Consider the following 24884-nt stretch of genomic DNA (forward strand, 5'->3'; position numbering starts at 1 on the left):
GATTTAATAATTAAGAAGAATTTAGTTGTTAAATATCACTGTTATGTAATAGGAATTCTTCTTTATGCGCTAAGTACCATGCTGTAGAAAAAATAAGTTTAGTACGCTTAGCTAATAAGTTAAAATTAATTTTATCTGCAGTATCAGAAGGTTTGTGGTAATCTTCGTGAGTACCATTAAAGTAGAAGATTACAGGAATATTTTCTTGAGCAAAATTATAATGATCTGATCTGTAATAGTATCGGTTGGGATCATCTTTTTGATTAAACGTATAATCTAATTCTATGTTTGTTGAGGTAGAATTTACCATTTCTGAAATAAAATGAAGCTCTTTACTAATTCTGTCAGAACCTATTAAGTATATATAATCTGGATTGTTTTTATGTTTATCATCTACACGTCCAATCATATCAATATTAAGATCTGCAATGGTGTTTTCTAAAGGAAAAAGCGGATTTTGTGTGTAGTATAAAGAGCCTTGTAAACCAATTTCCTCTGCAGTAAGGTGTAAAAATAATATACTTCTTCTTGGTGAAATCCCATTACGTTCTGCTTCTTTAAAAGCTTGTGCTATTTGCAGCATGGCAACAGTACCAGATCCATTATCGTCTGCACCATTATTAATCTGTCCATCAGTTACGCCTAAATGGTCGTAATGTGCAGAGATAATTAATACTTCTTCAGGTTTTTCTTTACCTTTTATGAAGGCTACAACATTTTCTGTAGCATTATATTGTTTTGGAAGAAATGACTTTGGTATATATTGAAAATACGTTGAATCATTACCAGGTAATATTTTTTCTTTGACATAAAAATCTTTAATGTAGTTTGCAGCTAACTTTTGACCTTTACTTCCAACTTCTCTACCATTAAAAGAGTCTGAAGCTATGTTATAAATTTGAGATTTAAGTTCTTCTACAGTAATTGTTTTTGCATATTTACTAATTGTTGCAGAATCTTTTATAACAATAGAATCTTTAAGATTATTTATTTTAGTTGAATATTTAGTGGTTGTACAAGAACCAACTAAGGATAATGCAGAGATTATTAAAAGCGATTTCATTATCAGGATGAATATTTGGTCGGTAAAGATATGCTTATTTGTTTCAAAAATATATATTTTTCTTTTCAAAATTTATCAAAACACATTAATTATCAAGACAATAAAAAAGAGGAACCTTAAAATAAGATTCCTCTTTTTTGATTAGATAGGATTTAATCTGTTATTCTAGATCAATATCTAAATCTTCAAGTTCTTCTAAAGCTTTTTCTTCATTTTCTTTTTCACGTTGCTCAAGTTCTTCTGTGTTACCAACTTCTTGTACAGTAAAAACAGTTTTATAAGTAGATAAGCCTAAAGCTATTATTACTAATAAAAAAGAAACCTGTACGACATGCGTAGATTGGTTATCTTTTTTTGATTTTATAAAGGATATAATACCAAAAACTAACGCTAAAATTGCTGGTATAAAAGCTAATTTAAATAAAGGTAATATAGCTAAGATAATTGCTAAAATAGCACAAACTAAAGATAATATTAAGGTTACTTTTTTCATAATTTAATTTTTTAAGCCAGTTGCAGATTTAATTTTTAATTCTCCACTTCCAACCGCTATTTTAAATTTAGCATACACAGGTATCTTATTCTCATCTGCGGTAAGCCATATAATATTAGCGTTACTTCCTTTTAAAACATTATTATTAGTAACGTTTATGGCTATTTTATAGCATTCTTTTCTACCAATAGCAGTGTTAATAGTTTCTTTACCTAAAAGTTTAAAACTACATTTAACTTCTTTGTTATCAAATAAAACTGTAAAGGTATCACTAGCGCCAACAGGTGCTTTGTGTATGTCTAAAGTTCTTAATTTATATAAAGTAGAAACTATGTCTCTTGTACCTGGCTTAATTTTTATAGTATTATTTCTGTCCCAAAAACCAGAAGCAAAGTTTTTAGATTTTTTTCTAATTAAACTAGAAACTGTGTTGGTCTTGTAACTGTACTTGTACTTTACAAATTTATAATAACCACCTTCACTAATATCTCTTTGGTATAAATATGGAGCTACTGTTTTTGGATTAACATAGCTTTCATATAAATCTCTAATTTTAAAAAAACTATCAAAATTAGAATACGTAGTGGCAGAACATTTTAAACGATATAATGTAGTTCCGCTTGTATTTACAGCGCTTGTTTCCATTTTAACTTCGGCTATATCTGTTAAAATACCAGACATATTATAAGCTGCTGAAAATGTTAGTTTTTCACCTGCTTTAAAAGCATTATTATTTTGAGCAAAAGAAGCACAGGATAATAATAAAACAGTAATAGTTGTAAAAAGATGTTTCATAGGTTGTTTATTATAATTTCAAAGATATAATATAACACGAATTGTGCCGAATATTAATCTACAATATTTTAAAGACATGTTAAACCAAATGTTAAACGCTTAGTAAGTCATTTTATTTTGTAAATTTGCATCGTGAAACTAAAAATTTTACATAGCGTCTTTTCAGTATTAATGGCATTTTTAGTACTGTTCTCTACATTATCTTTTACTGTAGAAAAGCATTATTGTGGTGATCGTTTGGTAGACTCAGCAGTGTTTTCTAAAGTAAAAAAATGCTCTGATGTTATTGAAATGCCAAAATCATGTTGTAAAGACGATGTAGAAATAATTAAGGGACAAGACAAGCTTAAAGTTACTAAGTTTGAAGACTTAGATATAAGTAAGCAAATTGTTTTTACAGCGTTTGTTTATAATTTCTTTTTGTATAAAGAAAGTTTGCCAAAGCAAACTATTCCGCATCAATTTTATTCACCACCAAATCTGGTTGTAGATTTACAGCAACTTCACGATGTTTACATAATTTGATTTACAATTTTTATATAGCTCCGCTTTTGCGGAATTAAAAATTGTACAATTAAATTAAAAAATCATGACACACACATATAACGTTACAGGAATGACCTGTAATGGTTGTAAAGCTTCTGTTGAAAAAGCTTTACAAAGTTTAGACCACGTAACAGATGTTTCGGTAGATTTAGAAAATGCCGAGGTTGAAATAAGCATGTCTAAACACATTTCAATAAATACTTTACAAGACGCATTGTCTAGTAAATATACTATTAATAAGAAAAGTAAAGAGAACAACGTTTTTGATTCAGTTTCTAAAGAAAAAGAATCATTAATAAGACAGTTATTTCCACTATTTTTAATCTTTGGATATATTATTGCTGCCTCATATTTACTAAATAGAAATAGGTTTGATGTTTCAAACTTTATGCTAGATTTTATGGGTATTTTTTATATCGTATTTAGCTTTTTTAAGTTTTTAGATTTAAAAGGTTTTCCTGAAAGTTTTAAAATGTATGACCCGTTAGCTAAAGCTTTACCTGCATATGGTTGGATTTACCCTTTTATAGAATTAGCTTTAGGTATAATGTTTTTAATGCGAATAGAAATTTCTGTAGCATTAATAATTACAATAATAATTTTAGGCATTACAACAGTTGGTGTAACAAAATCTTTATTGGACAAAAAAGCAATACAATGTGCTTGTTTGGGTACTGCTTTAAAATTACCAATGACCAAAGCTACATTTATAGAAAATTCCATTATGATTATAATGGCAATAGTAATGCTAATAGAAATTTACGGGTAATATGAAAAAGCTATTTATATTACTATTTTGCTTTTTACCATTAACCATTTTTGCGCAAAACCAACTTAAGGGTTATGTGTATGAAGCAAATGAAGAACAAAAAGAAACCCCTTTACCTGGCGCTAATCTAGTTTGGTTAAACACAACAGTAGGAACATCTACAGAGTTTGACGGCAGCTTTAGTTTACCTTTAAGTAAAACATCTAATAAATTAGTGATTAGTTATGTTGGTTTTAAAACAGATACAATAACAGTAAACTCTAGTAAAACGATAAAACACTGGTTAGAACCTACAACAAGTTTAGATGAAGTGGTTTTAGACTCTAAAGTTAAATCTACTTCAAGGTCTTATATACAATCAGAAAACATACAATATGTAAGTAGTGATGAGTTATTAAAAGCTGCATGTTGTAATTTGTCCGAAAGTTTTGAAACTAACCCATCTATAGACGTTAACTTTAGTGATGCAGTAACAGGCACTAAGCAAATTAAAATGTTAGGTCTATCAAGTCCTTATATTTTAATTGCTACCGAAAATATTCCATCAGTTCGTGGTGCTTCTCAAGCTTACGGATTAAGCTTTATTCCAGGGACATGGGTAGAAAGTATACAAATAACAAAAGGTGCAGGAAGCGTTGTCAATGGGTACGAGAGTATTTCGGGACAGATTAATGCCGAATTGCAAAAACCAATGACAGATGATAAAGTGTTTGTTAACATGTACGCAGCAACAAGCGAAAGGCTAGAACTTAATACACATTTTAACACAAATGTTTCTAAAAACATTAGTACAGGTCTTTATATACATGGTAATACGAATCAAGAAGAGCATGATCGAAATGACGATGGATTTTTGGATATGCCAAAGTTTAATCAAATTAACTTGATGAATCGTTGGCAGTATACTAATACTCAAAAGGGTATTGTTACTTTTTTAAACCTTAAGTATTTAGATGATTATAAGCAATCAGGACAAATAAACTTTAATCCAGATACAGACAAATTAACAACTAATAACTGGGGAAGCGAAATAGATACTAAACGTTACGAAGTTTCGGGTAAATTTGGGTATGTAAATGCAGATCTACCTTGGCAAAGTTTAGGTATTCAAATGGCATTAAGTAATCACCAACAAGATTCTTACTTTGGTTTAAATGAATATAATATAGAACACACAAGTGTGTATTCTAACGTTATTTATAACTCGATAATAAGCGACTCTAGACATAAAATAAAAACAGGTGTAAATTTTACGTATGATAATTATGATGAGTTTGCATTAAATACAAATTATGATAGGGTAGAGCGTAGCTTTGGTGGATTTTTTGAGTATTCTTTTGATAATTTAAAAAAACTTAACCTTACTGCAGGATTACGTTTTGATACGCATAATTTGTTAGGCGAATTTATTACACCACGTTTTCACTTAAGATATTCTCCTTGGAGCAAATCTGCTTTTAGAGCCTCTTTTGGTCGCGGTAAACGTAGTGCTAATATTTTTGCAGAAAACCAGAACTTATTTGCGTCTTCAAGACAGTTTTCAAATTTAAATAATAATGGACCAATTTATGGTTTAGATCCTGAAATTGCATGGAATTATGGTGTTTCATATCTACAAGGTTTTAATCTTTTTGGAAGAAAAGCAGATGTAACTTTTGATTTTTATAGAACAGATTTTAAAAACCAAGTGGTTGTAGATTTAGAAAATGCTCAAGCTGTTAGTTTTTATAATTTACAAGGTAGTAGTTACGCAAATAGTTTTCAAGTTGAAGTAAACTACGAAGCATTTAATAACTTCGATTTAAGAACAGCATATAAATATTACGATGTTAAAACCGACTACCAAACGGGTAAATTATCAAAACCATTAACACCAAAACATCGTTTTTTTGCTAATGCAGGATATAAAACAGAATTAAAAAACCAAAGTCAATGGAAGTTTGATGCTACTTTTAATTGGTTAGGAGAACAACGATTTTCTTCAACAATAGATAACCCAATCCAATATCAATTAAATAAATTTACTCCAACAGTAGCTACATTAAACATGCAAGTAACTAAAGTGTTTTCATCTAAATTTGAAATATACTTAGGAGGAGAAAATATAACAAATGTAAAACAAGATAATCCTATAGTTAGTGCAAATGACCCTTTTGGAACAGCATTTGATACTAATTTTGTGTACGGTCCAATTTTTGGAAGTATGTATTATACAGGATTACGATATAAATTAAATTAAAAATAGACTACAATGAAAAAATTATTGATTTTATTAATTATGACAGTTACTACAACTACGTTTGCTCAAAATAAAAATAAAAGAGCTTCTTTAGAAGTAGATGGTATTTGCGGTATGTGTAAAGCACGAATAGAAAAAGCATGTTACCAAACTAAAGGCGTAAAAAGTGCTAATTGGAATGTAGAAACACACGAATTAAAGCTAATTTACGATGAGCGTAAAACAAATTTAGATAGCATTAAAAAAAGTGTAGTATCTGTAGGACACGATACAAAAACGCTAAAAGCAACAGAAGAAGCTTATAACTCTGTACACGCATGTTGCAGGTATAGAGATATTGAAGTACAAAATGATCATAAGAAAGACTAAAAAAAAAGCCTGCTTATTAGCAGGCTTTTTTTTTATAATTATAATTTACTTATTAATCAAGGCTAATAACTCGTTTTCAAATTTGATGTCAAACATATTACCTTTTGGATTAACAATATTACCTTTTTTATCCACTAAAAATACTTTGTTAATAGGACTTATCGCTAATAATTCTACAGCTTTTTTAGGCGACTTAAAATGATACTCATTAACAAAAGGTAAACGGTTACGCTGTAAAATATCTGCTTGTTCTCTTGTACTAATGTTATTTACATTTATAGCAATAAATTCTATTTCAGGGTATTTTTTACTTAATTCTGCAGCTTTTAGATGTACATCTTTTAAGTGGTATCTGTAGCGTTTGGATACGTCCCAAAAGTATATAACAGTTGGTTTCTCAATTATCTTTTTAATAGATAAAAACTCATCATTTTTATTAATTACTGTTACGTCTGGCAAAGTGTTACCAGGCTTTAATCTTTTGTATGTGTTAACAAGTTTGCTAGCCTTAACTATTTGATCATTATTAGTACTTTTCTTTTTAAATAAATTTAAAAGCGTCTCGTAATCTTTATCATTTTCAGATCCATTAATAAATTTAACCATGTTATAGTAAAGCAGTCTGTTTTTAATAAATGTATCACTTATTTTGTCGCTTATAAGATTAAACTTATCTATGTTATACTCTAAAGACTTATTATTATAGGTACTATCTTCAGAGTGTTTAAAATGTTGTTGTAGAGCAAGATTATTAAAGTGTACTCTTAAAAAAGATACGTAAGGTCTGTACTCTCTTAATAAATTACTATTGTAGTCTATATCTTTTCTGTAGCTGTAAAAATTTTCAGGTAGTTCGTTAAAAATTTGTTCTTCGTTTTCTCTGTAATTTATAAAAGGATACGCTTCTTTACTATAATAATAATTATAATCAATCTTAGCTTTTGCTAAAGTGTTAAAAATCTCAGTAGTTTCGTTTTTTTCATTAAAACTTTTAAACTTTTCTAGTTTTTGATTTCTAATTTCATCTAACTTTTCTTCAAATTCATCAGGCTCTAATTGACTAATTTTTAAGACAGAATCTTGTAGTTTGTCGTTTAGAAGAAATAAATCAATTAAAAAGTTATTTTCTTTTTCGCCAATACCGGTAAACACTAAAGATTCATCAAATTCAATAGTATTTAACCTAAACATCAAACTATCATTGGGTTGTATAAGTACAGATTGAAATTCTTTACCGTCATAAAACCTAAAAAGACCAGGCTCAAAGTTTTTAAAAATATAAGAAAAACGGTTGTTTTGATCTAAATAAACACTGTCTAAAACTTTGTTTTCTTTAAGTATTACAATAAAGTTAGAATTTGGGTTAATAATTTCGCCTCCAAAAAAAGCATTACCATCTAGGCTAGCCTTTTTATCCTTTTCGCAAGAAAAAAAACTCAAAGATATTGCTAAAAAAAAGTATACGAATTTATAATTCATTATATATTAAGGGCTTATTATCTATATATCAACAAAAATATGTTTTGCAATATATTCATAATGTTAATGCGTTGTTAAAACTTATAATAAGGCAATATATAGTGTTTTTTGATACTAATTTTCTACTTTTGCAAAAAATTAAATTATAGCTTATGTTATCAGTATCTAATTTATCTGTTCAATTTGGTAAACGTATTCTTTTTGATGAGGTAAATACCACTTTTAATAACGGAAACTGCTACGGAATTATCGGAGCCAATGGTGCAGGAAAATCGACATTCCTTAAAATACTTTCAGGAAAAATGGAACCAACTTCTGGACATGTTAGTTTAGAAGCAGGAAAACGTATGTCGGTTTTAGAACAAAACCACAATAAGCACGATGAAGATACAGTCTTAGAAACTGTTTTAAAAGGAAATAAACCTTTATATAAAATTAAAACAGAAATAGATGCGCTTTATGCAGATTATACTGATGAAAATGCTGAAAAAATAGGTGAGCTTCAAGTACAGTTTGAAGAGATGAATGGTTGGAATGCAGATAGTGATGCTGCAGCTATGCTATCTAACTTAGGTATAAAAGAAGATTTACATTACACCTTAATGGCTGATTTAGATGGTAAACAAAAAGTACGTGTGCTTTTGGCTCAAGCTTTATTTGGTAATCCTGATGTGTTAATCATGGATGAGCCTACCAACGATCTAGATTACGAAACAATCTCTTGGTTAGAACATTTCTTAGCAAACTATGATAACTGTGTAATTGTTGTATCTCACGACCGTCACTTTTTAGACGCTGTTTGTACGCATATTAGTGATATTGACTTCGGAAAAATCAATCACTTTTCTGGTAACTATACGTTCTGGTATGAGTCTTCACAATTAGCAGCAAGACAACGTGCACAGCAAAACAAAAAAGCAGAAGAGAAGAAAAAAGAATTAGAAGAGTTTATTCGTCGTTTCTCTGCTAACGTTGCAAAAAGTAAGCAAGCTACATCAAGAAAGAAAATGATTGATAAGCTTAATGTAGACGAAATTAAGCCAACATCAAGACGTTATCCAGCTATTATTTTTGAACGCGAGCGTGAAGCTGGTGATCAAATATTAAATGTTGAAGGATTAGCAGCATCTTTAGATGGCGAAGTACTATTTAAAAACATCGATTTAAATCTTCAAAAAGGAGATAAAGTGGTTGTGTTTTCAAGAGACTCTCGTGCAACAACAGCATTTTATGAAATATTAAACGGTAACCAAAAGGCAGATGCTGGCGAATTTTCTTGGGGAATAACCACAACACAATCTTACTTACCATTAGATAATAGTAAGTTTTTTGAAAACGACTTAACGCTAGTAGATTGGTTACGTCAATGGGCAAAAACAGAAGAAGAAAGAGAAGAAGTACATATTAGAGGTTTCTTAGGAAAAATGATTTTTTCTGGAGAAGAAGCACTTAAAAAATCTAATGTACTATCTGGAGGAGAAAAAGTACGTTGTATGCTATCAAGAATGATGATGATTAGAGCTAACGTGTTAATGCTAGACGAACCTACAAACCACTTAGACTTAGAAAGTATTACAGCTTTTAATAACTCTTTAAAGAAATTTAAAGGAACTGTTCTTTTTACAACTCACGATCATGAGTTTGCTCAAACTGTAGCAAATAGAGTAGTAGAACTTACACCAAATGGAGTAATTGATAGATATACTACTTTTGATGAGTATATGGAAGATAAAAAGATTAAAGAGCAGCGTGATAAAATGTATGCTGTATAGTTTTAATAATTATAAGCTACAATTCCCATTTTGTAAATCTTCAATAGTAGGATTATATAAATTATTATTTGTATCTATACTAGCTATGTTAGCTACATTTATGGCACAATAATTATTGAGATTATTATTGTTAGAGATAAATAAAGAAGCATTCTGTAAATTTTCTAATCCATTAAGATTAGTTAAACTAGGATTATTTTTAATTGAAACTCCGGATCCATAATAATCGAGTTGAACGTTTTGTAAATTTTCATTATCTTCTATAAATATATTTCCTGTTGAATCTGTATAATTAATAGGAGGTAAGTTAGTAGCTAAATCATTATTATCGAAAAAAAATGAAAATGTAAAGCTTATATTTTGAACAGTAGAAAAATCAACTAAAGAATTATTACCAGTAATATCAAAAAATGTCACTTCACCGCTTAAACCAGAAAACCCAGAGATGTTTGTTAGATTTTCATTATTTCTTAGTTCAAAAAGATATGTGACTTCTGTAAGACTAGTTAATCCATTTACTTCTGTTAAAAGAGGATTGCCACTAATTTCAAAGAAAGAAATTTTTTTCGAAATATTATTTAATCCGCTTATACTTTGTAATTGAGAGTTGCCAATAATATTTAAGAATGTATTTTCATCAGAAAAGTTCAAGTCATTCAATCCATTAATAGATGTTAAGTTGGTGTTTAGAAATGATAAATCTCCTTTAATCCATTTTATAGATTCTAATCCATCAACATTTTGTATTTGATTTCCTATAAATTGCATACTTCCTGTAACTCTATCATATTCTTCTAATGCAAAAGCATCAACTTCTGATTGACTAGTAAAGCCAATATTACCATAATATACTTTTTCTCCTTGACTGTTTGTATTAGAGTTTGAGTTATTGTTATTATCATCAGAAGAGGCTGAGCAACCACTTAAAAAAGATAATATTAACAAAGTATATAGGTAAGGGTTAATTATTAATGTTTTAAATTTTTTCATTCTTATTAGTTTTTATCAAAGATATTTTTTTTAAAACAAATATTCAATCTATTAAAAATATCTTCTTAACATTTTTTTGTTAATTCTCTGTTAAATTGAAAAAATATAAAACCAAGCAAAACTTAACTGCGTAGATAGACTGAACATAAAAACCAAAAATCAATTTATTATGAAAACAGAAAAATTATCAAAAATCGTATTAGGGCTTAGTTTATTCTTTGTGACTTCTTTAGGATTTGCTCAAAACAAAATGATGAAAGAAGATACAAAAATGGTTGGTGGAGCAGCAATGTATCCTTCTAAAAATATTGTAGAAAATGCGGTAAACTCTAAAGATCATACAACTTTAGTAGCAGCAGTAAAAGCAGCAGGTTTAGTTGAAGTTTTACAAAGTGAAGGACCATTTACTGTATTTGCACCAACAAACGCAGCATTTGATAAATTACCAGAAGGAACAGTAGCAACTTTAGTAAAACCAGAAAATAAAGAACAATTACAAACTATTTTAAAGTATCATGTTGTTTCAGGAAAGTGGAATGCTAAAGCTTTTGCTAAATTAATTAAAAAAGGCGATGGTAAAGCAATGATTAAAACTGTTTCAGGAGGAACATTAACTGTTTGGACAAAAGGAAATGACGTTTATGTAACCGATGAAAATGGAAACTCAGCTAAAGTGACTATTGCAGATGTAAATCAATCTAATGGTGTGATACATGTTGTAGATACTGTATTATTACCAAAGTCATAATAAACCGTGTAAATGCTATTTGAATTAGTGTTAAAAGCCTCTTCGTTTTGAAGAGGCTTTTTTCTTTTAATTATATCTCGTTTTTAATAGCATCAACAACTGTTTTAGCTTTTTCAAGTTCGGTTTCATGTACATAAATATCTTGTAAGCTTGGTACAGGATTTGCAAAACCAGCCAGTCTTGCAGATTCGTCTTCATTTTTTACCACTGCATTAATGCCAATATCTTCTAATCGTTGTTGTATGCGTTGTGAGGTTAAAAAATCTCCAGTATAAATTTTTATATATTCAGTTTCCATAGTTTTTTAGTATTGATTTCTATTAAAGATACTAAAAATTATGCAATAAATTACTTACTGTATTTATTATTCCAAATTGCAGAATTTACATTTTTTCCTTGTGAAATCGCATAGTAAATAACAATGCCAACTATAGATTTAAACATGAATAGAAATAATAAGAAAAAATAACTTGTGTAGTTGTTGTCTTGTGGTAAGTTATAATTAAAAAGATAGGTTAATGCAAAACTAACAATTAACGCAAAGACCAATAAGTTTTCATAACTTTTAAAAGGTAGCATACGCCATTTTCTTAATGGATTTAAATCATTTCCCCATTTGTGTATTAAGTAATAATAATCATTTCCTATGGGTGCAAATAATAAAGGATCATCAGGGTTTTCTAACTTAAATAGTTTAGAAGGTGCCATAATTTTAAATCCGCTTAGTGTGATGTTGTGTTCTTTTTCTAAAGCTTTTATTTTATTAATGGCTTCTTGCGGAAATTCATTTTTAAAATACTTAGTATCTAAAAATCGAAGTCGGTAATCAATACACGTTTTTTTAATGCTGTCTATGTGAAAAATTTGATCACTTTTTAAAAGTTCTATATTAAACGAATTGCTAGTAGTACTATTGGCAGATTTCAATTCATTTTCAATATTGATTTCTTTTACATTTTCAGCATCAAAAATGGCTTGTACTTGTTTTAAAATGTCTGGTTGTGCTATTTGCTTAGATTGTTGTAGACGTAGTTTTTCTTCTATGTTTGTAGGGTTAAAAATCATAGCATTTATTTTTTAACCTAAAAATAAAACATACTTAGCTTAATTGCAAAGGTTTAACATTTAGAATACTAGAAAAAGTGTTTTGTTTAACAAGTAATTATTATGGTTGTTTTGATTTTTTATATCGGGATAAAATAAATATACCATATGCAATAAAACCAATACCAAGTATAGCTCTAAAAGAGCTTACTTCATTAATAAAATATCTGTAGACTCTGTAAATGCCAAATAATATAAAGAAAATACCTAGGATTAAACTAAAAGTGTCACCTTGATTTTTTGAAATGTTTGACATGTTTAGTTTTTATTAGAAAGTACCAATAAGTCCAACTTTATTACCGCTAAACATAAAGTTCCAAGAAATTTTATTTGAAGTTCTATTATGGTCTATGTCAAATGCGTTATTTTTCTTTAAAAACTTGTCAATACTATCTACAACAATAATACTTAAAGCAGTGCTAAAAGCTATATCTGTAATCCAATGTGCGTCATCCACCAATCTTGATAAAGGTGGTATGGCACCAAAAGCATAAATACCTGTTTTTACCCAAGGGTTTTTAAACTGTTTTGCAATTGCATGCGTCATAGTAACTGACAATACGGTGTGACCAGAAGGGAAAGAGTGAAATCCACCTTCTTTAGAAAGAGGTTTAAAGTAAAATGCTCCTAAGTCTCTTCCTGGTCTAGCTCTTCCAAATGCATTTTTGGCTAAGGATTGCAAAAATCCAGATGTAATGGACGAGGATATAATTAAAACGCTAGTATATCTAACTTTTTCGTTTTTAGCAAAAAGACCATATCCGTATAATCCAGCATTAGCCATAAAATAGTTTTGAGGACTACCAAAATACCAACCAACATCTCTAACTAATTTTGGGAATTTATCAGAATGTTTGTTAGCAAAATTATTAACACTTTCATCTGTTAAGGATAACAAAGCTGTACCTGCAATTAAACCTCCTAACTTAGTGTAATCCTTTTTTTTCCAGTAAATAGGTCTTGTAAAGGCGTGTTTTACACTCTGTAAGGTTGTATTTATATCATATTTTAAAAGACCAAGTGTAGATGTAGAGTCTTGATTAATTTTATACAGTTTATTTTGACTATTAACTGTATTGCTAATTAGCATAGCAATGCTAAAAACTATTAAAATATGATTTTTCATGAGCGTATTATCTTAATTCAGCACCAAGTTCACTTTCAAAGTTGCTTTGTAGCTTACTCATAATTTTATCTACAACCTTATCTGTAAGCGTTTTGTTTTCGTCTAAAAATGTAAAGCTTACTGCATAACTTTTTTTACCGTCAGGCAAGTTTTTACCTTGATAAACATCAAATAGATTAATGTTTTTAAGTAATTTCTTTTCGGTTTTCTTAGCTATTTTAGTAATGCTTTCAAAGGTTACATTATTATCTAATAGCAAAGCAAAATCGCGTCTTACTTCTGGATACTTAGGTATAGGTGTAAATTTAATTTTGTTTCGTTTAGCTACAACTAAAATTGTATCCCAATTAAAATCTGCATAAAACACATCTTGGGTAATATCAAACTGTTTAGTTATTTTACTTTTTAAAACTCCAAACTCAACTAAAGTATCACGTCCAATATTTAATTGTAAACCTTCGCTAAACACGTCATTTTTAGCTGTGCTTTCTTGATATCTATCAATTCCTAATCTTGATAATATTGCGGCAACACTTCCTTTTAAATGGAAAAAGTTAGTCTTTTCTTGTGGTGTATGTGCCCAATTCTCTTCGTTTTTAAAACCTGTTACAAATAATGATAAGTGTTTATGTTCTTCTCTTGTACCGTTATAATTGTGATAGGTTTTACCAAATTCAAAAAACTTTAAATTGGCTTGTCTTCTATTTATATTATAGCTTAAAGCTTCTAACCCTGAAAAAACTAAACTTTGACGCATTACGCCAAGATCTTGACTTAATGGGTTAAGCATTTGTATATTATGCTCTTCTTTTAACTGCTCGCTTAACTCTATGTATTTAGCGCTTGTTAAAGAATTAGCCATAATTTCGTACCAACCTTGTGAGGCTAATAAGTTACCAACAACGTTTTGTAGCTTATAATCTTCAAAACGAGAAGAGTTAGATACAGAAGCATTCATCTTTGTGCTAATTTCTATATTGTTATATCCGTATACTCTTAATATTTCTTCAATAACATCTGCTTCTCTTGTAACGTCGTTACGATATGGTGGTATGATTAAACCTAAATTAGTTTCTGTAACACTATTTATTTTAATATCTAAAGATGCTAGTATAGATTTTACTTCTTCTTTAGGTATTTCTTGCCCTACAAGTTTTGTAATTTTATCAAAACTTAAAGTGACTTGAAAATCTTCAATTTTCTTTGGGTAAAAATCTAAAATATCACTAGTAATTTCTCCACCAGCAAGTTCTAATATTAATAAAGCCGCACGTTTTAAAGCGTATTTGGTAAGGTTTGGATCTATACCACGTTCAAATCTAAAAGATGCATCTGTGTTTAATCCATGACGCTTAGCTGTTTTACGCACACTAACAGGATTAAAGTACGCGCTTTCTAAGAAGATGGCTGTTGTGTGTTCTGTTACACCACTATCAGCACCACCAAAAACACCAGCGATACACATTGGTTTTTCTGCATCACAAATCATTAAATCGTCTTCATGTAACTCGCGTTCAACACCATCTAAAGTGGTAAATTTTGTTCCAGCTTCGCAAGTTTTAACTTCAACTTTATGTCCTGTTATTTTTGTAGCATCAAAAGCGTGTAAAGGTTGTCCTAACTCGTGTAATACATAGTTAGTAGCGTCTACAATATTATTTATTGGTGCTAATCCAATAGCTTTTAATCTATTTTGTAACCAAGCAGGAGATTCTTCAACTTTTAGACCAGATAAAGTTACACCGCAATAGCGTGGTGCTAAATCATAATCTTTTACATCTACATCTATTTTTAAAGTTCTGCTATCTACGTGGTAAGAACTTACACTAGGAGTAATAAGTTCTAAATTAATTCCTTTTTGTAATAAACCAGCTCTAAGATCTCTTGCAGTACCAAAATGGCTCATAGCATCTGCACGGTTTGGTGTTAAACCAATTTCAAAAACTTGATCATTTTCTACTTCAAAAAGCTCTGCACAAGGTGTACCAACTATAGTATCTTCTGGTAATACCATAATACCGTCATGAGATTTACCTAAACCAAGTTCATCTTCTGCGCAAATCATTCCATGAGATTCTTCGCCTCTTATTTTACCTTTTTTAATAGTCCATGCTTCACCATCTTCAGTATACAAAGTCGTGCCAATAGTTGCTACAGGTACTTTTTGTCCAGCAGCAACATTTGGTGCGCCACAAACAATTTGTACAGGTTGTTCTTGTCCAATATTTACTGTAGTTACTTTAAGTTTATCTGCATTACTATGTTGTACGCAAGTTAAAACTTCGCCAACAACAACACCTTCTAATCCGCCTTTTACACTTTGGTAAAGGTCTAAACCTTCAACTTCAAGACCTAAATCTGTTAGTAATTCGCTAGTTTGTTCTGCTGTCCAATCGGTTTTTATAAACTGTTTTATCCAGTTGTAAGAAATCTTCATTTATCTGCTAATTAAGGGCACAAATATAACAATACTTGGCAGCAATAGAAACGCCTAAAAACGTTTTTTGTAAAAATTAAATTATAAGTTTTAAATTAAAGCAAATTAAAAGTTTTACTGAAGAAACTTCTTTGCTAATTTTTCATCTTAAGTTATTGATATTAAGTTTTTTATGTTGTGTGTCGTTAAAAAATGTAGTTCAACTAAAAAACAGTGTTAAACCTCTAAATCGAAAGTCTATTTAATTAGATGATACGTAATTTGAACAATGATTAATTAATTTCATAAAAATGAAAACAATATTTAGTATCGTATTTTTTATGCTTACTATTTCTTTAACATCATGTAGAGAAACAAAGACAGAAGACAATAATAATGTTGAAACCGCAGTAGATTCTATTCAATCTATAGAAGAAGAAACAGTAAAAATGGTTGAACAGTTAGACCAAGAAGCTAAAGATATAGACCAAGACTTGCAAGACTTAGAAAACTTAGATCAATAATTATGAAAATCTTACAACCACTTTTAATGCTTGTCTTTTTTATAGGATTAGCATCGCAACCATTATTGGCGCAAAACAAATTAAATGAAGCCAAAAACAAGATCGAGCAACAAAAGGAAAAGAAAAGGGAGAAAATCCAACAAAAGCATGAAGCAAATCGTAAAGATATTCAAGAAAAGCGTGAAGAAATAAAAGAAAAACATGCCAAAATGAAATCGCAACATAAAGCAGTGTATAGCCAAATGCAACAGCAAGCAGAAGCGATTAAAGAAAAAATGAAAGAGGCATCACCAGAAGAACGTAAAGCGTTACTGCAAGAATTAAAACAACTGCGTCAAGAAGAACATGAAGAGTTAAAAGAAATCCATAATTCTTATAAAGAAGAGTTAAAGGCACGAAAACAAATCTTAGAAGAGCAACGACAACAATCTGGAATAAGTCAAAAACAATTTGGTCTTAAACGTGCAGAGATGGCTAAACAACGTTTAAAAATAAGTCAGAAACATATAGAAAAACGTCAAGAATTTGTTAGTAACAGCCAATCTAGGTTAGAATTAGCAAGAGTAAAAACAAGACAAATGCTAGAAGACAAAAAGCTAACCATTGAAGAAGCAAAATCTAGGTTAGATAAGATAAATAAGATTGAAGAACGCTTAAAACAACACGAATTAAAGATTAAAGAAGTAAAAGAAAAAGTAGCTTTAAAACGAATTGAAATAAGTAAACAAGAGCAAAAAATAGAACAAATAGAAGAGTAGTGCAGTCTTAATATTTACATAAAACTAAGGTGTTGTTTTGGCAACACCTTTTTTTGTGACTATTTTTACCACCTTAAACTCTTATAACATGCGTAAAATAACAATTCTACTAATAGCAGTGCTTATTTTTTCTTGTCAACAAGATACAACTGAGTTTTTATATTCAGGACTTTACAGAGCAGAACTAAAAATAAAAGACAATCTTAATCTGCCATTTTTATTTAAAGTTAAAGATGCTAATACTTTAGAAATTTATAATGCAGAAGAAGTTATAACGGTAGATGAGATAAGTTACAAAAACGACTCGGTTTTTATACAAATGCCAGTATTTGAAAGCTACATAAAAGCAAAAGTAGAAAACAAAATAATTAAAGGACATTTTATTACCGAAGGAAAAGATCGTAGCGTACCATTTACAGCAAAACCAGAAAAAACACGATTTAATACCTCTAACTTGCCAAAAACTAACATATCTGGTAATTGGGAAACTACATTTAGTCCTAATACAGATGATAGCTACAAAGCAAAAGGAATATTTAAACAAAACGGAAACACTGTAACAGGAACATTTAGAACCGAAACAGGTGATTATCGTTACTTAGATGGAGTAATTAGTGGTAACCAAATGCAATTATCAACTTTTGATGGCTCACATGCGTTTTTATTTACAGCAACCGTAACCGATAGTATATTAAATGGAACATTTTATTCTGGTAACCATTGGGAAGAACCTTTTATTGCTAAACGTAATGACGATTTTAAATTAGCAGATGCCAACACATTAACTTATTTAAAAGATGGTTATGAAACTTTAGAATTTACATTTCCTGATGAAAACGGAAACCAAATATCATTAACCGATGATAGATTTAAAAACAAAGTAGTAGTTGTACAAATTATGGGTACGTGGTGTCCAAATTGTTTAGATGAAAGCAATTACTACGCACAATATTACAACAACAATAAAGACAAAGCTATCGAGTTTGTTGCGCTAGCGTTTGAATACGCAAAAACCGAAGAAGTAGCGTTTAAAAACATAAAACGCCTAAAAGACAGAGTAGGGATTAACTACCCAATTTTATTAGCGCAAACCGGTACGACTAGCAAAAGTAAAGCCAACGAAAAACTACCAATGCTTAACAACGTATTAAGTTATCCTACTTCTATTTTTATTGATAAAAATGGTAAAGTACGTAAAATACACACAGGTTTTAACGGTCCTGCAACTGGAGAAAAATTTACCGAGTTTAAAGAAGAATTTACAACGTTTATGGATAAATTGTTAGCGGAATAGTAAGTTATTTTCTTACCTTTTCAATTAATTCAATTATTTTTTCTAATAGTTTAGGGTCGTAATCTGATGTTGATTGATTAGAAAATTCGCTATTTTGATTATTGATATTCCAATCTCTAAAAATTTCTTTTATTTCATTTGGATTAATTTGTTCATCAAAAACTTGTAAGTAAAATTTACCAAATGAAATTGCATGTATCCTGTCTGCAATTTTTAGAGATTCACTCATGTATGATTTAGCTAAAGTAAATGAGTATTTAGATGATGCTATTAGTAACAGAATTATAAATATACTTTTTAAAGTGTAAAAAAATGTAAGACTCCAATTTTCTTTTTCTTGAAATCCAATGATGGTTGAATCGGAAAAATAGACGGCAACCCAAATTCCAATTATCAGTGAAATGAATCCTAAAAAATACCAAAAAAGAGCAGTCCAACGTTTGTACCTCTCCCGATTTTCTAATTCTAAAATTGTCTCCGATATATAAGTTGGGGCAGTTTTTTCAATTTTTTCTTTTATTTCTTTAGCTTTTTCGTCTTTAGCAATTTTTCTGCCCAAAAAAGAGTTAATCGCCTCATTTATTTTTTTACTAATTAAGTCTAATTCATTTTCGTCAAATTTATCATCTACTCTAATAAATTTTATTGCAATAATAGATTCAGGTAAATTAGAAAGAACAACGTCATTATTTACCACAGGAATTAATATTTTATCTTCTTTATGGCTTACATAATTTCTGATTTGAGTTAATTGATCATAAAATTCTTTTGATTTCAATGAACTTTGTGTAATAACAGGAATTATAACATCTGCGGATTTTAATAAATTTTGAAAATCAGAACTTCTTTCTTTTCCAAAATCTCTATCTAAAGTGATTACTTTGTGTTTATTAGCTTGTAGTCTGTAAGAAATCTCATAAAATAGACTTATGTTTTTATCAGGGTCAATTTCCTGTCCAATTAAAAATATTGATGCCATAATTTTTTCTCGTGATTTCGTTTTCTACTTTAATTATTACTGTGATATATCAATCTTACAATTTTTCATTGTAAAGTGAAGTTATACTTTCAATACTTCACACGAAAATTCATTCGATATAAAACCAATAATTCCATATTAAATACAGTTAGGATTTAAAAAGGGTAAAAGTATCCCTTAGTCATGTCGAACACACGTGAGACATCACACAAGTAGCACAAATCAGAGTAAGCAAATCCAACACTACAAACCAAGATGCGATTTCTCCTATAACGTAAATAATAAAACAGTTTACTCCAGCCAAATCTTATCTAATACTAACTTAAAAGACTGTGGTTTTTTATTAGCAATTAAAAAAGTAAGCTGTTCAATGCTGTTGCTGTTAAAATTTGGTATATCTAAAGATCTACCTCTATAAGTTGGTTGCAAACTATCTAGTTGTAATTTAATAGTTTGCCAATCTCCGTTGGTATTGAATTCTTTTTTATAAGAATAGTAGTCGCTTTGGTCTTTTTTTAATCTAAATTGATAGTTGTTACCATCGCCTTTTAGCTTGATACAAACCGTTTTGTAGTTGGTAATATCTAAAGCATCAAAAGTATATTGCACAGAGCTAAATCCGCCATTATTTTCTAAAGATACGTCGCCGCTAAATACTGCACGACCATCCTCATTTAATTGAAAGTTTCCGTTAGATTTTCCACCCATAACGACATCATCTACAATTTGCCAATTATCTAAATTACTGGTGTTATTAAACTGAAAAATTGTAATTGAAGTCATAAAAGCAAAAAGGATTAAGGTTAAGATTAGAGTTTTCATAGTTTTTTACTCTAAAAATACGGATTTTATAACAGTTTATTGAATGAATTGGTGTTAGGATATGTAATTCCAGATGTTTTTAAACTTAGCCATTTGGCGATAGGTGTTTAAAATAACCGCATTTTCTGGATGTGATAAGCTAGGATCTTTGCTTAGTAGTTGTTTAGCCCAATAACGTGCGTGTTGTAAAATGTTGCTGTCTTTTACCACATCTGCAATGCGCAAGTTAAGTACACCGCTTTGTTGCGTACCCATAACATCTCCTGGACCACGAAGTTTTAAGTCCACTTCGGCAATTTCAAAACCATCGTTGGTTTGACACATGGTTTGGATGCGTGTTTTACTGTTTTCTGATAGTTTGTGGCTAGTCATTAGGATACAATAACTTTGTGCTGCGCCACGACCAACACGACCACGTAATTGGTGTAATTGCGATAAGCCAAAACGCTCGGCACTTTCAATAATCATTACAGAAGCGTTTGGCACATTTACACCAACTTCTATGACCGTTGTAGCGACCATAATTTGAGTTTCGCCTTTAGCAAAACGTTGCATTTCAAAATCCTTATCGGCAGGTTTCATTTGTCCATGAACAATCGAAATTTGATACTTAGGCGCAGGGAAATCTCTAGCGATACTTTCGTATCCATCCATTAGATCTTTATAGTCCATTTGGGCACTTTCTTGTATCAACGGATAGACGATATAAACTTGTCTTCCTTTAGCTATTTCATCACGTATAAATCGGAACACTTTTAGTCGATTATTATCGTATCGATGAACGGTTTTTATGGCTTGTCTTCCAGGTGGTAATTCGTCGATAATCGAGATGTCTAAATCGCCATAAATTGACATGGCTAAAGTACGCGGAATTGGTGTTGCTGTCATCACCAAAATATGCGGTGGAATAGGAGCAGATTGTTCGCCGTTTTCTAAAATTATGGACGGACCTTTTTTCCATAATTTAGAACGTTGCTTAACTCCAAATCGATGTTGCTCGTCAATAATTGCGAGTCCTAAATTTTTAAATTTCACCTTATCTTCAAGCAATGCATGTGTGCCAATTAAGAGGTCTAATTCGCCATTTTCTAGCAAATTATGAATTTCTTTTCGTTCTGAAGTTTTACTTGAACCTGTAAGTAGTTTAATTCTGATTTTCAAATCTTTACACAACTCAACTAATCCGTTGTAGTGCTGGACTGACAAAATTTCAGTTGGCGCCATTAAGCAGGCTTGGTAACCATTGTCAAGCGCCATTAATATTGACATTAGCGCAACAATGGTCTTTCCAGAACCAACATCACCTTGCAATAAGCGGTTCATTTGCGCATGACTACCTAAATCTGAACGAATTTCTTTTAAAACACGTTTTTGTGCATTGGTTAATTCGAACGGTAAATGGTGTTTGTAAAAGTTGTTAAAGTGTTCTCCAACTTTATCAAAAGGCAATCCTTTTATCTTCTTTTTATTGATTAAATTTTTTAAAATTAATTGTAATTGAATGTAAAATAATTCTTCAAATTTTAACCTAAATTTTGCTTTAGAAAGTGCTTCTTGATTTTGCGGAAAATGGATGTTGAATAAAGCTTCAGGTTTGGAAATTAATTGGTTTTCTTTTAGCAAATTTTTAGACAAAGTTTCGGCAAATTTTCCCTTCGTTTCTAAGAATAAATTTTGCATGATTTTTGTCATCACACGATTGCTAATTCCTTTGTTAGAAAGTTTCTCTGTAGAAGGATAAATGGCTTGCATATTACTACGCAAATTTGCTTGATGCTCGGATAGTAATTCGATGTCCGGATGAGGCATGCTAAACTTGTTTGCAAACAAATTTGTTTTACCAAAAATGACGTATGGTGTATTTAGTTTTAAACTTTCTCTAATCCATTTTTGACCTCTAAACCAAACTAGTTCCATAGTGCCAGTTTCATCTTTAAAAGTAGCAACTAATCGTTTGCCTCTTTTTTGAGCAACTTCTTCAAACTTGATAATTTTACCAACAATTTGAACTTCGCTAGCATTAGGTTGTAACTGGTTAATTTTATAGTACTGCGTGCGGTCTAAATACCGATTAGGAAACAGATTTATTAAATCTTGATACGTATGAATACCTAACTCTTTACGTAGTAAATCTGCACGATTTGGTCCTACGCCTTTTAAATAATCTATAGGAGTTTGTAAGTTGGTACTCATAAGCAACGAAATTACATTTTTTTGAGTTAAGGTGAAAGTGTTTAATGTCACTTCGAGTGTTTTGTGAAGCATGAGCAAAATGTATCAAGAAGTTGTCATGTCGAACGTATGTGAGACATCACACAAGTGGCTCAGTGTAGAGTAAGAATATTATAAACTCCAAAAGTACTACAAACTAGATGCGATTTCTCCTACCGTCGAAATGACAAGCCTAAGTCATGTCGAACATAGAGAGACATCAAACATACAGCTATGAGTGTAGTTGAAAAATATTAAAAAACATATGATGCGATTTCTCCTTTCGTCGAGATGACAAAAAATTGTATTTTGGTCTAGTCCTTGATAAAAATAAACTATGAGATATTACCTATTACTTCTTTTTACATTTTTTAGTTGTCTTGTTTCTGCACAGCAAACCGATGTTGTGGATTTTGAAAAAGCAGAAGTAAATATTACTGTACAGACAGAGGATAAATCAATTTTTGGTTTGGTTACTTATTATTTTAATGTTTTAAAACCAATAGATTCTTTATATGTAGATGCAAAAAACATCGAGTTTGAAGATGTGTCTGTTAATGGAAGTAAAGTTGAGGTTAATTTAACATCAAATCATTTAATTATTAAGAAAAAACTTGATGTTTCGGTAGATAATGAGCTTTCGTTAAGTTATAAGTCAAAGCCTAAAAAAGCTATGTATTTTGTCGAAAAAGAAGAATATACACAAGTGTGGACACAAGGACAAGGTAAATACACTAGTAATTGGTTGCCAAGTATTGATGATATGAATGATAAAATTGAGTTTGATTTAAGTATAATAGCTGATGAAGATTATTATGTTATTTCAAACGGTAAATTATTAAATATTGAAGAAAATAATGGTTTTAAAACTTGGCATTACGACATGCAACAACCAATGTCAAGTTACCTTGTTGCTTTAGCTATTGGTAAATACGATAAAAAAGAAATCACTTCAAAAAGCGGTATTCCTATCCAATTGTATTACTATCCAGAAGATTCTGCAAAAGTAGAGCCAACGTACCGTTACACAAAGCAGATGTTTGATTTTTTAGAGGAAGAAATTGACGTACCATATCCTTGGCAAAACTACAAACAAGTACCTGTAAAAGACTTTTTGTATTCAGGTATGGAAAATACAAGTTGTACGATTTTTTCAGACGATTTTATGATTGATGAGGTTGGTTTTACAGATAAAAACTACGTTAATGTTAATGCGCATGAGTTAGCTCACCAATGGTTTGGCGATTCGGTTACCGAAACTTCAGGTACACACCATTGGCTTCAAGAAGGATTTGCTACGTATTACGCGCTGTTAGCAGAACGTGATATTTTTGGTGACGATTATTACTATTGGCAATTGTACCAATATTTAAAAGAATTAGAAGCACAAGAACAAGCTGGACAAAGTACAGCATTATTGGATCCAAAATCTAGCAGTACGACATTTTATAAAAAAGGCGCTTGGGTTTTGCATGTTCTAAGAGAAAAAGTAGGCGATAAGGCGTTTAAAACAGCTGTTAAACGCTATTTGAAGAAACATGCTTATGGTAATGTAGAGACTAATGATTTTATAAGTGAAGTTGAAAAAGCTTCCAAAATGGACTTGTCTAATTTTGTACAAGTTTGGTTGAAAAATAAAACGCTGCCAATTAATGAGATGACAAACGCATTACAATCTAACGAAACGTCTGCATTTTTATTAACTATCGAAGAACATCCGTATTTAACCTACAGAACAGATGATGATGATAATTATGTACCATCAAGTTTGGTAACGCAATTACCAGAAGGATTTTATCCAATGCAAGTTGCAGTATTAAAAAAGGCGTTGTCTAAACCAGACTATCCAACTTACAACGATTTGGTAAAAGAAGCGTTTGCGTCTAAAAACTTTCATTTAAGACAAGCATTAGCATTAAACATGTCTGAAATTCCGGAAGACTTTCAGCAGGATTATGAAACCTTATTAAACGATCAGTCGTACGTCACCATTGAAGCTGCTTTGTATAATCTTTGGGCAAATTTTCCGCGAAAGCGAAATGAATATTTAGAGCAAACTCAATCTATTTATGGATTTAACGATTACAATGTGCGTACGTTATGGTTAACATTGGCTTTGGCAACACCAGAATTTCAAACAGATAAAAAACAAGATTTTTTTGAGGAATTGGTAAGTTATACCAATCCAAAGCAACCGTTTAGTTTGCGTCAAAACGCATTTGGTTATTTGTCTAGTATTGGTGTGTTTAATGAAGATGCTTTAAAACATTTAATAGAAGCTTCAAAACATCATAATTGGCGATTTAAAAGTTTTGCTAAATCGCTATTAGAAAAATTATCTGAAGACGATAGATATCAATCAATAATTAGTAATTTGCAAAAATAAT

The 24884-nt window shown here is 30.3% G+C and carries 23 protein-coding genes; 10 read left to right on the forward strand and 13 right to left on the reverse strand.

The genetic code is table 11. The annotated features are described in order from the left end of the window. Window positions 1-28 precede the first annotated feature (28 nt). From FHS04_RS11195 to FHS04_RS11205, 3 genes are all read right to left on the reverse strand, one after another. Window positions 29-1063, reverse strand: a complete 1035-nt coding sequence (locus FHS04_RS11195; RefSeq protein WP_106678692.1) for a M28 family metallopeptidase — start codon at window positions 1061-1063, stop codon at window positions 29-31. 160 nt (window positions 1064-1223) lie between these two features. Then, a complete protein-coding gene (locus tag FHS04_RS11200) occupies window positions 1224-1556 on the reverse strand; it encodes an FUSC family protein (RefSeq protein WP_106678690.1) in 333 nt (110 codons plus the stop codon). A 3-nt stretch (window positions 1557-1559) separates the two neighbouring features. Further along, window positions 1560-2351 carry a DUF3108 domain-containing protein gene (locus tag FHS04_RS11205; protein WP_027879728.1) on the reverse strand — a complete coding sequence of 264 codons (792 nt, stop codon included), beginning with the start codon at window positions 2349-2351 and terminating at the stop codon, window positions 1560-1562. Window positions 2352-2483: 132 nt separating this feature from the next. Here FHS04_RS11205 and FHS04_RS11210 point away from each other — a divergent pair, with 132 nt between their 5' ends. The 4 genes from FHS04_RS11210 to FHS04_RS11225 all read left to right on the forward strand — a co-directional run bounded on the left by FHS04_RS11210 (window position 2484) and on the right by FHS04_RS11225 (window position 6274). Beyond that, window positions 2484-2876 carry an HYC_CC_PP family protein gene (locus FHS04_RS11210; RefSeq protein ID WP_244906280.1) on the forward strand — a complete coding sequence of 131 codons (393 nt, stop codon included), beginning with the start codon at window positions 2484-2486 and terminating at the stop codon, window positions 2874-2876. A 64-nt stretch (window positions 2877-2940) separates the two neighbouring features. Continuing rightward, window positions 2941-3666, forward strand: a complete 726-nt coding sequence (locus tag FHS04_RS11215; RefSeq protein ID WP_106678686.1) for a heavy metal translocating P-type ATPase — start codon at window positions 2941-2943, stop codon at window positions 3664-3666. Window position 3667: 1 nt separating this feature from the next. Continuing rightward, a complete protein-coding gene (locus FHS04_RS11220) occupies window positions 3668-5905 on the forward strand; it encodes a TonB-dependent receptor (RefSeq protein WP_106678684.1) in 2238 nt (745 codons plus the stop codon). 12 nt (window positions 5906-5917) lie between these two features. Then, window positions 5918-6274 carry a heavy-metal-associated domain-containing protein gene (locus FHS04_RS11225; protein WP_106678682.1) on the forward strand — a complete coding sequence of 119 codons (357 nt, stop codon included), beginning with the start codon at window positions 5918-5920 and terminating at the stop codon, window positions 6272-6274. A 45-nt stretch (window positions 6275-6319) separates the two neighbouring features. On the opposite strand, the gene FHS04_RS11230 is transcribed toward FHS04_RS11225, so the two are convergent. Beyond that, window positions 6320-7714: a TlpA family protein disulfide reductase gene (locus FHS04_RS11230; protein ID WP_146131304.1), complete on the reverse strand. Its 1395-nt coding sequence runs from the start codon at window positions 7712-7714 to the stop codon at window positions 6320-6322. Window positions 7715-7905: 191 nt separating this feature from the next. Between FHS04_RS11230 and FHS04_RS11235 the strand changes: the two genes are divergently transcribed. Then, on the forward strand, window positions 7906-9525 hold the full coding sequence (locus tag FHS04_RS11235; RefSeq protein ID WP_106678678.1) for an ABC-F family ATP-binding cassette domain-containing protein: 1620 nt from the start codon (window positions 7906-7908) through the stop codon (window positions 9523-9525). A gap of 9 nt (window positions 9526-9534) precedes the next feature. On the opposite strand, the gene FHS04_RS11240 is transcribed toward FHS04_RS11235, so the two are convergent. Beyond that, window positions 9535-10515, reverse strand: a complete 981-nt coding sequence (locus tag FHS04_RS11240) for a hypothetical protein (RefSeq protein ID WP_106678675.1) — start codon at window positions 10513-10515, stop codon at window positions 9535-9537. A 169-nt stretch (window positions 10516-10684) separates the two neighbouring features. On the opposite strand from FHS04_RS11240, the gene FHS04_RS11245 reads away from it, so the two are divergent. Next, entirely contained in the window at window positions 10685-11263 is a 579-nt protein-coding gene (locus tag FHS04_RS11245) for a fasciclin domain-containing protein (RefSeq protein WP_181256116.1), read from the forward strand. Window positions 11264-11333: 70 nt separating this feature from the next. Here the strand turns inward: FHS04_RS11245 and FHS04_RS11250 are convergent, their stop codons facing one another. The 5 genes from FHS04_RS11250 to pheT form a co-directional block, all read right to left on the reverse strand. Then, window positions 11334-11561 carry a putative signal transducing protein gene (locus FHS04_RS11250; RefSeq protein WP_106678673.1) on the reverse strand — a complete coding sequence of 76 codons (228 nt, stop codon included), beginning with the start codon at window positions 11559-11561 and terminating at the stop codon, window positions 11334-11336. A gap of 50 nt (window positions 11562-11611) precedes the next feature. Further along, window positions 11612-12328, reverse strand: a complete 717-nt coding sequence (locus tag FHS04_RS11255) for a hypothetical protein (RefSeq protein ID WP_106678671.1) — start codon at window positions 12326-12328, stop codon at window positions 11612-11614. Between the two features lie 100 nt (window positions 12329-12428). Continuing rightward, window positions 12429-12623 carry a hypothetical protein gene (locus FHS04_RS11260; protein ID WP_106678669.1) on the reverse strand — a complete coding sequence of 65 codons (195 nt, stop codon included), beginning with the start codon at window positions 12621-12623 and terminating at the stop codon, window positions 12429-12431. A gap of 12 nt (window positions 12624-12635) precedes the next feature. Further along, window positions 12636-13493, reverse strand: a complete 858-nt coding sequence (locus FHS04_RS11265) for a phosphatase PAP2 family protein (protein WP_106678667.1) — start codon at window positions 13491-13493, stop codon at window positions 12636-12638. A 7-nt stretch (window positions 13494-13500) separates the two neighbouring features. After that, a complete protein-coding gene (gene pheT, locus FHS04_RS11270) occupies window positions 13501-15930 on the reverse strand; it encodes a phenylalanine--tRNA ligase subunit beta (RefSeq protein WP_106678665.1) in 2430 nt (809 codons plus the stop codon). A 290-nt stretch (window positions 15931-16220) separates the two neighbouring features. On the opposite strand from pheT, the gene FHS04_RS11275 reads away from it, so the two are divergent. From FHS04_RS11275 to FHS04_RS11285, 3 genes are all read left to right on the forward strand, one after another. Continuing rightward, window positions 16221-16433, forward strand: a complete 213-nt coding sequence (locus FHS04_RS11275; RefSeq protein ID WP_106678663.1) for a hypothetical protein — start codon at window positions 16221-16223, stop codon at window positions 16431-16433. Between the two features lie 2 nt (window positions 16434-16435). Next, complete coding sequence (locus FHS04_RS11280) at window positions 16436-17191, forward strand: coiled-coil domain-containing protein (RefSeq protein ID WP_106678661.1); 756 nt, start codon at window positions 16436-16438, stop codon at window positions 17189-17191. Between the two features lie 88 nt (window positions 17192-17279). Continuing rightward, a complete protein-coding gene (locus tag FHS04_RS11285; protein ID WP_106678765.1) occupies window positions 17280-18485 on the forward strand; it encodes a peroxiredoxin family protein in 1206 nt (401 codons plus the stop codon). A 4-nt stretch (window positions 18486-18489) separates the two neighbouring features. On the opposite strand, the gene FHS04_RS11290 is transcribed toward FHS04_RS11285, so the two are convergent. The 3 genes from FHS04_RS11290 to recG form a co-directional block, all read right to left on the reverse strand. Next, the gene (locus tag FHS04_RS11290; protein ID WP_106678659.1) at window positions 18490-19464 is read right to left on the reverse strand and encodes a hypothetical protein; all 975 of its coding nucleotides are present in this window, start codon (window positions 19462-19464) and stop codon (window positions 18490-18492) included. Window positions 19465-19755: 291 nt separating this feature from the next. Beyond that, window positions 19756-20286, reverse strand: coding sequence for a CIA30 family protein (locus FHS04_RS11295; RefSeq protein WP_244906279.1), 531 nt, complete (start codon window positions 20284-20286; stop codon window positions 19756-19758). 54 nt (window positions 20287-20340) lie between these two features. Beyond that, complete coding sequence (gene recG / locus FHS04_RS11300; RefSeq protein WP_106678763.1) at window positions 20341-22479, reverse strand: ATP-dependent DNA helicase RecG; 2139 nt, start codon at window positions 22477-22479, stop codon at window positions 20341-20343. A 355-nt stretch (window positions 22480-22834) separates the two neighbouring features. Between recG and FHS04_RS11305 the strand changes: the two genes are divergently transcribed. Beyond that, the gene (locus FHS04_RS11305) at window positions 22835-24883 is read left to right on the forward strand and encodes a M1 family metallopeptidase (protein ID WP_106678655.1); all 2049 of its coding nucleotides are present in this window, start codon (window positions 22835-22837) and stop codon (window positions 24881-24883) included. Window position 24884: the final 1 nt, after the last annotated feature.

Origin of the sequence: Mesoflavibacter zeaxanthinifaciens subsp. sabulilitoris (assembly GCF_014191595.1) — a bacterium.
In the GTDB taxonomy this organism is placed as follows: domain Bacteria; phylum Bacteroidota; class Bacteroidia; order Flavobacteriales; family Flavobacteriaceae; genus Mesoflavibacter; species Mesoflavibacter zeaxanthinifaciens.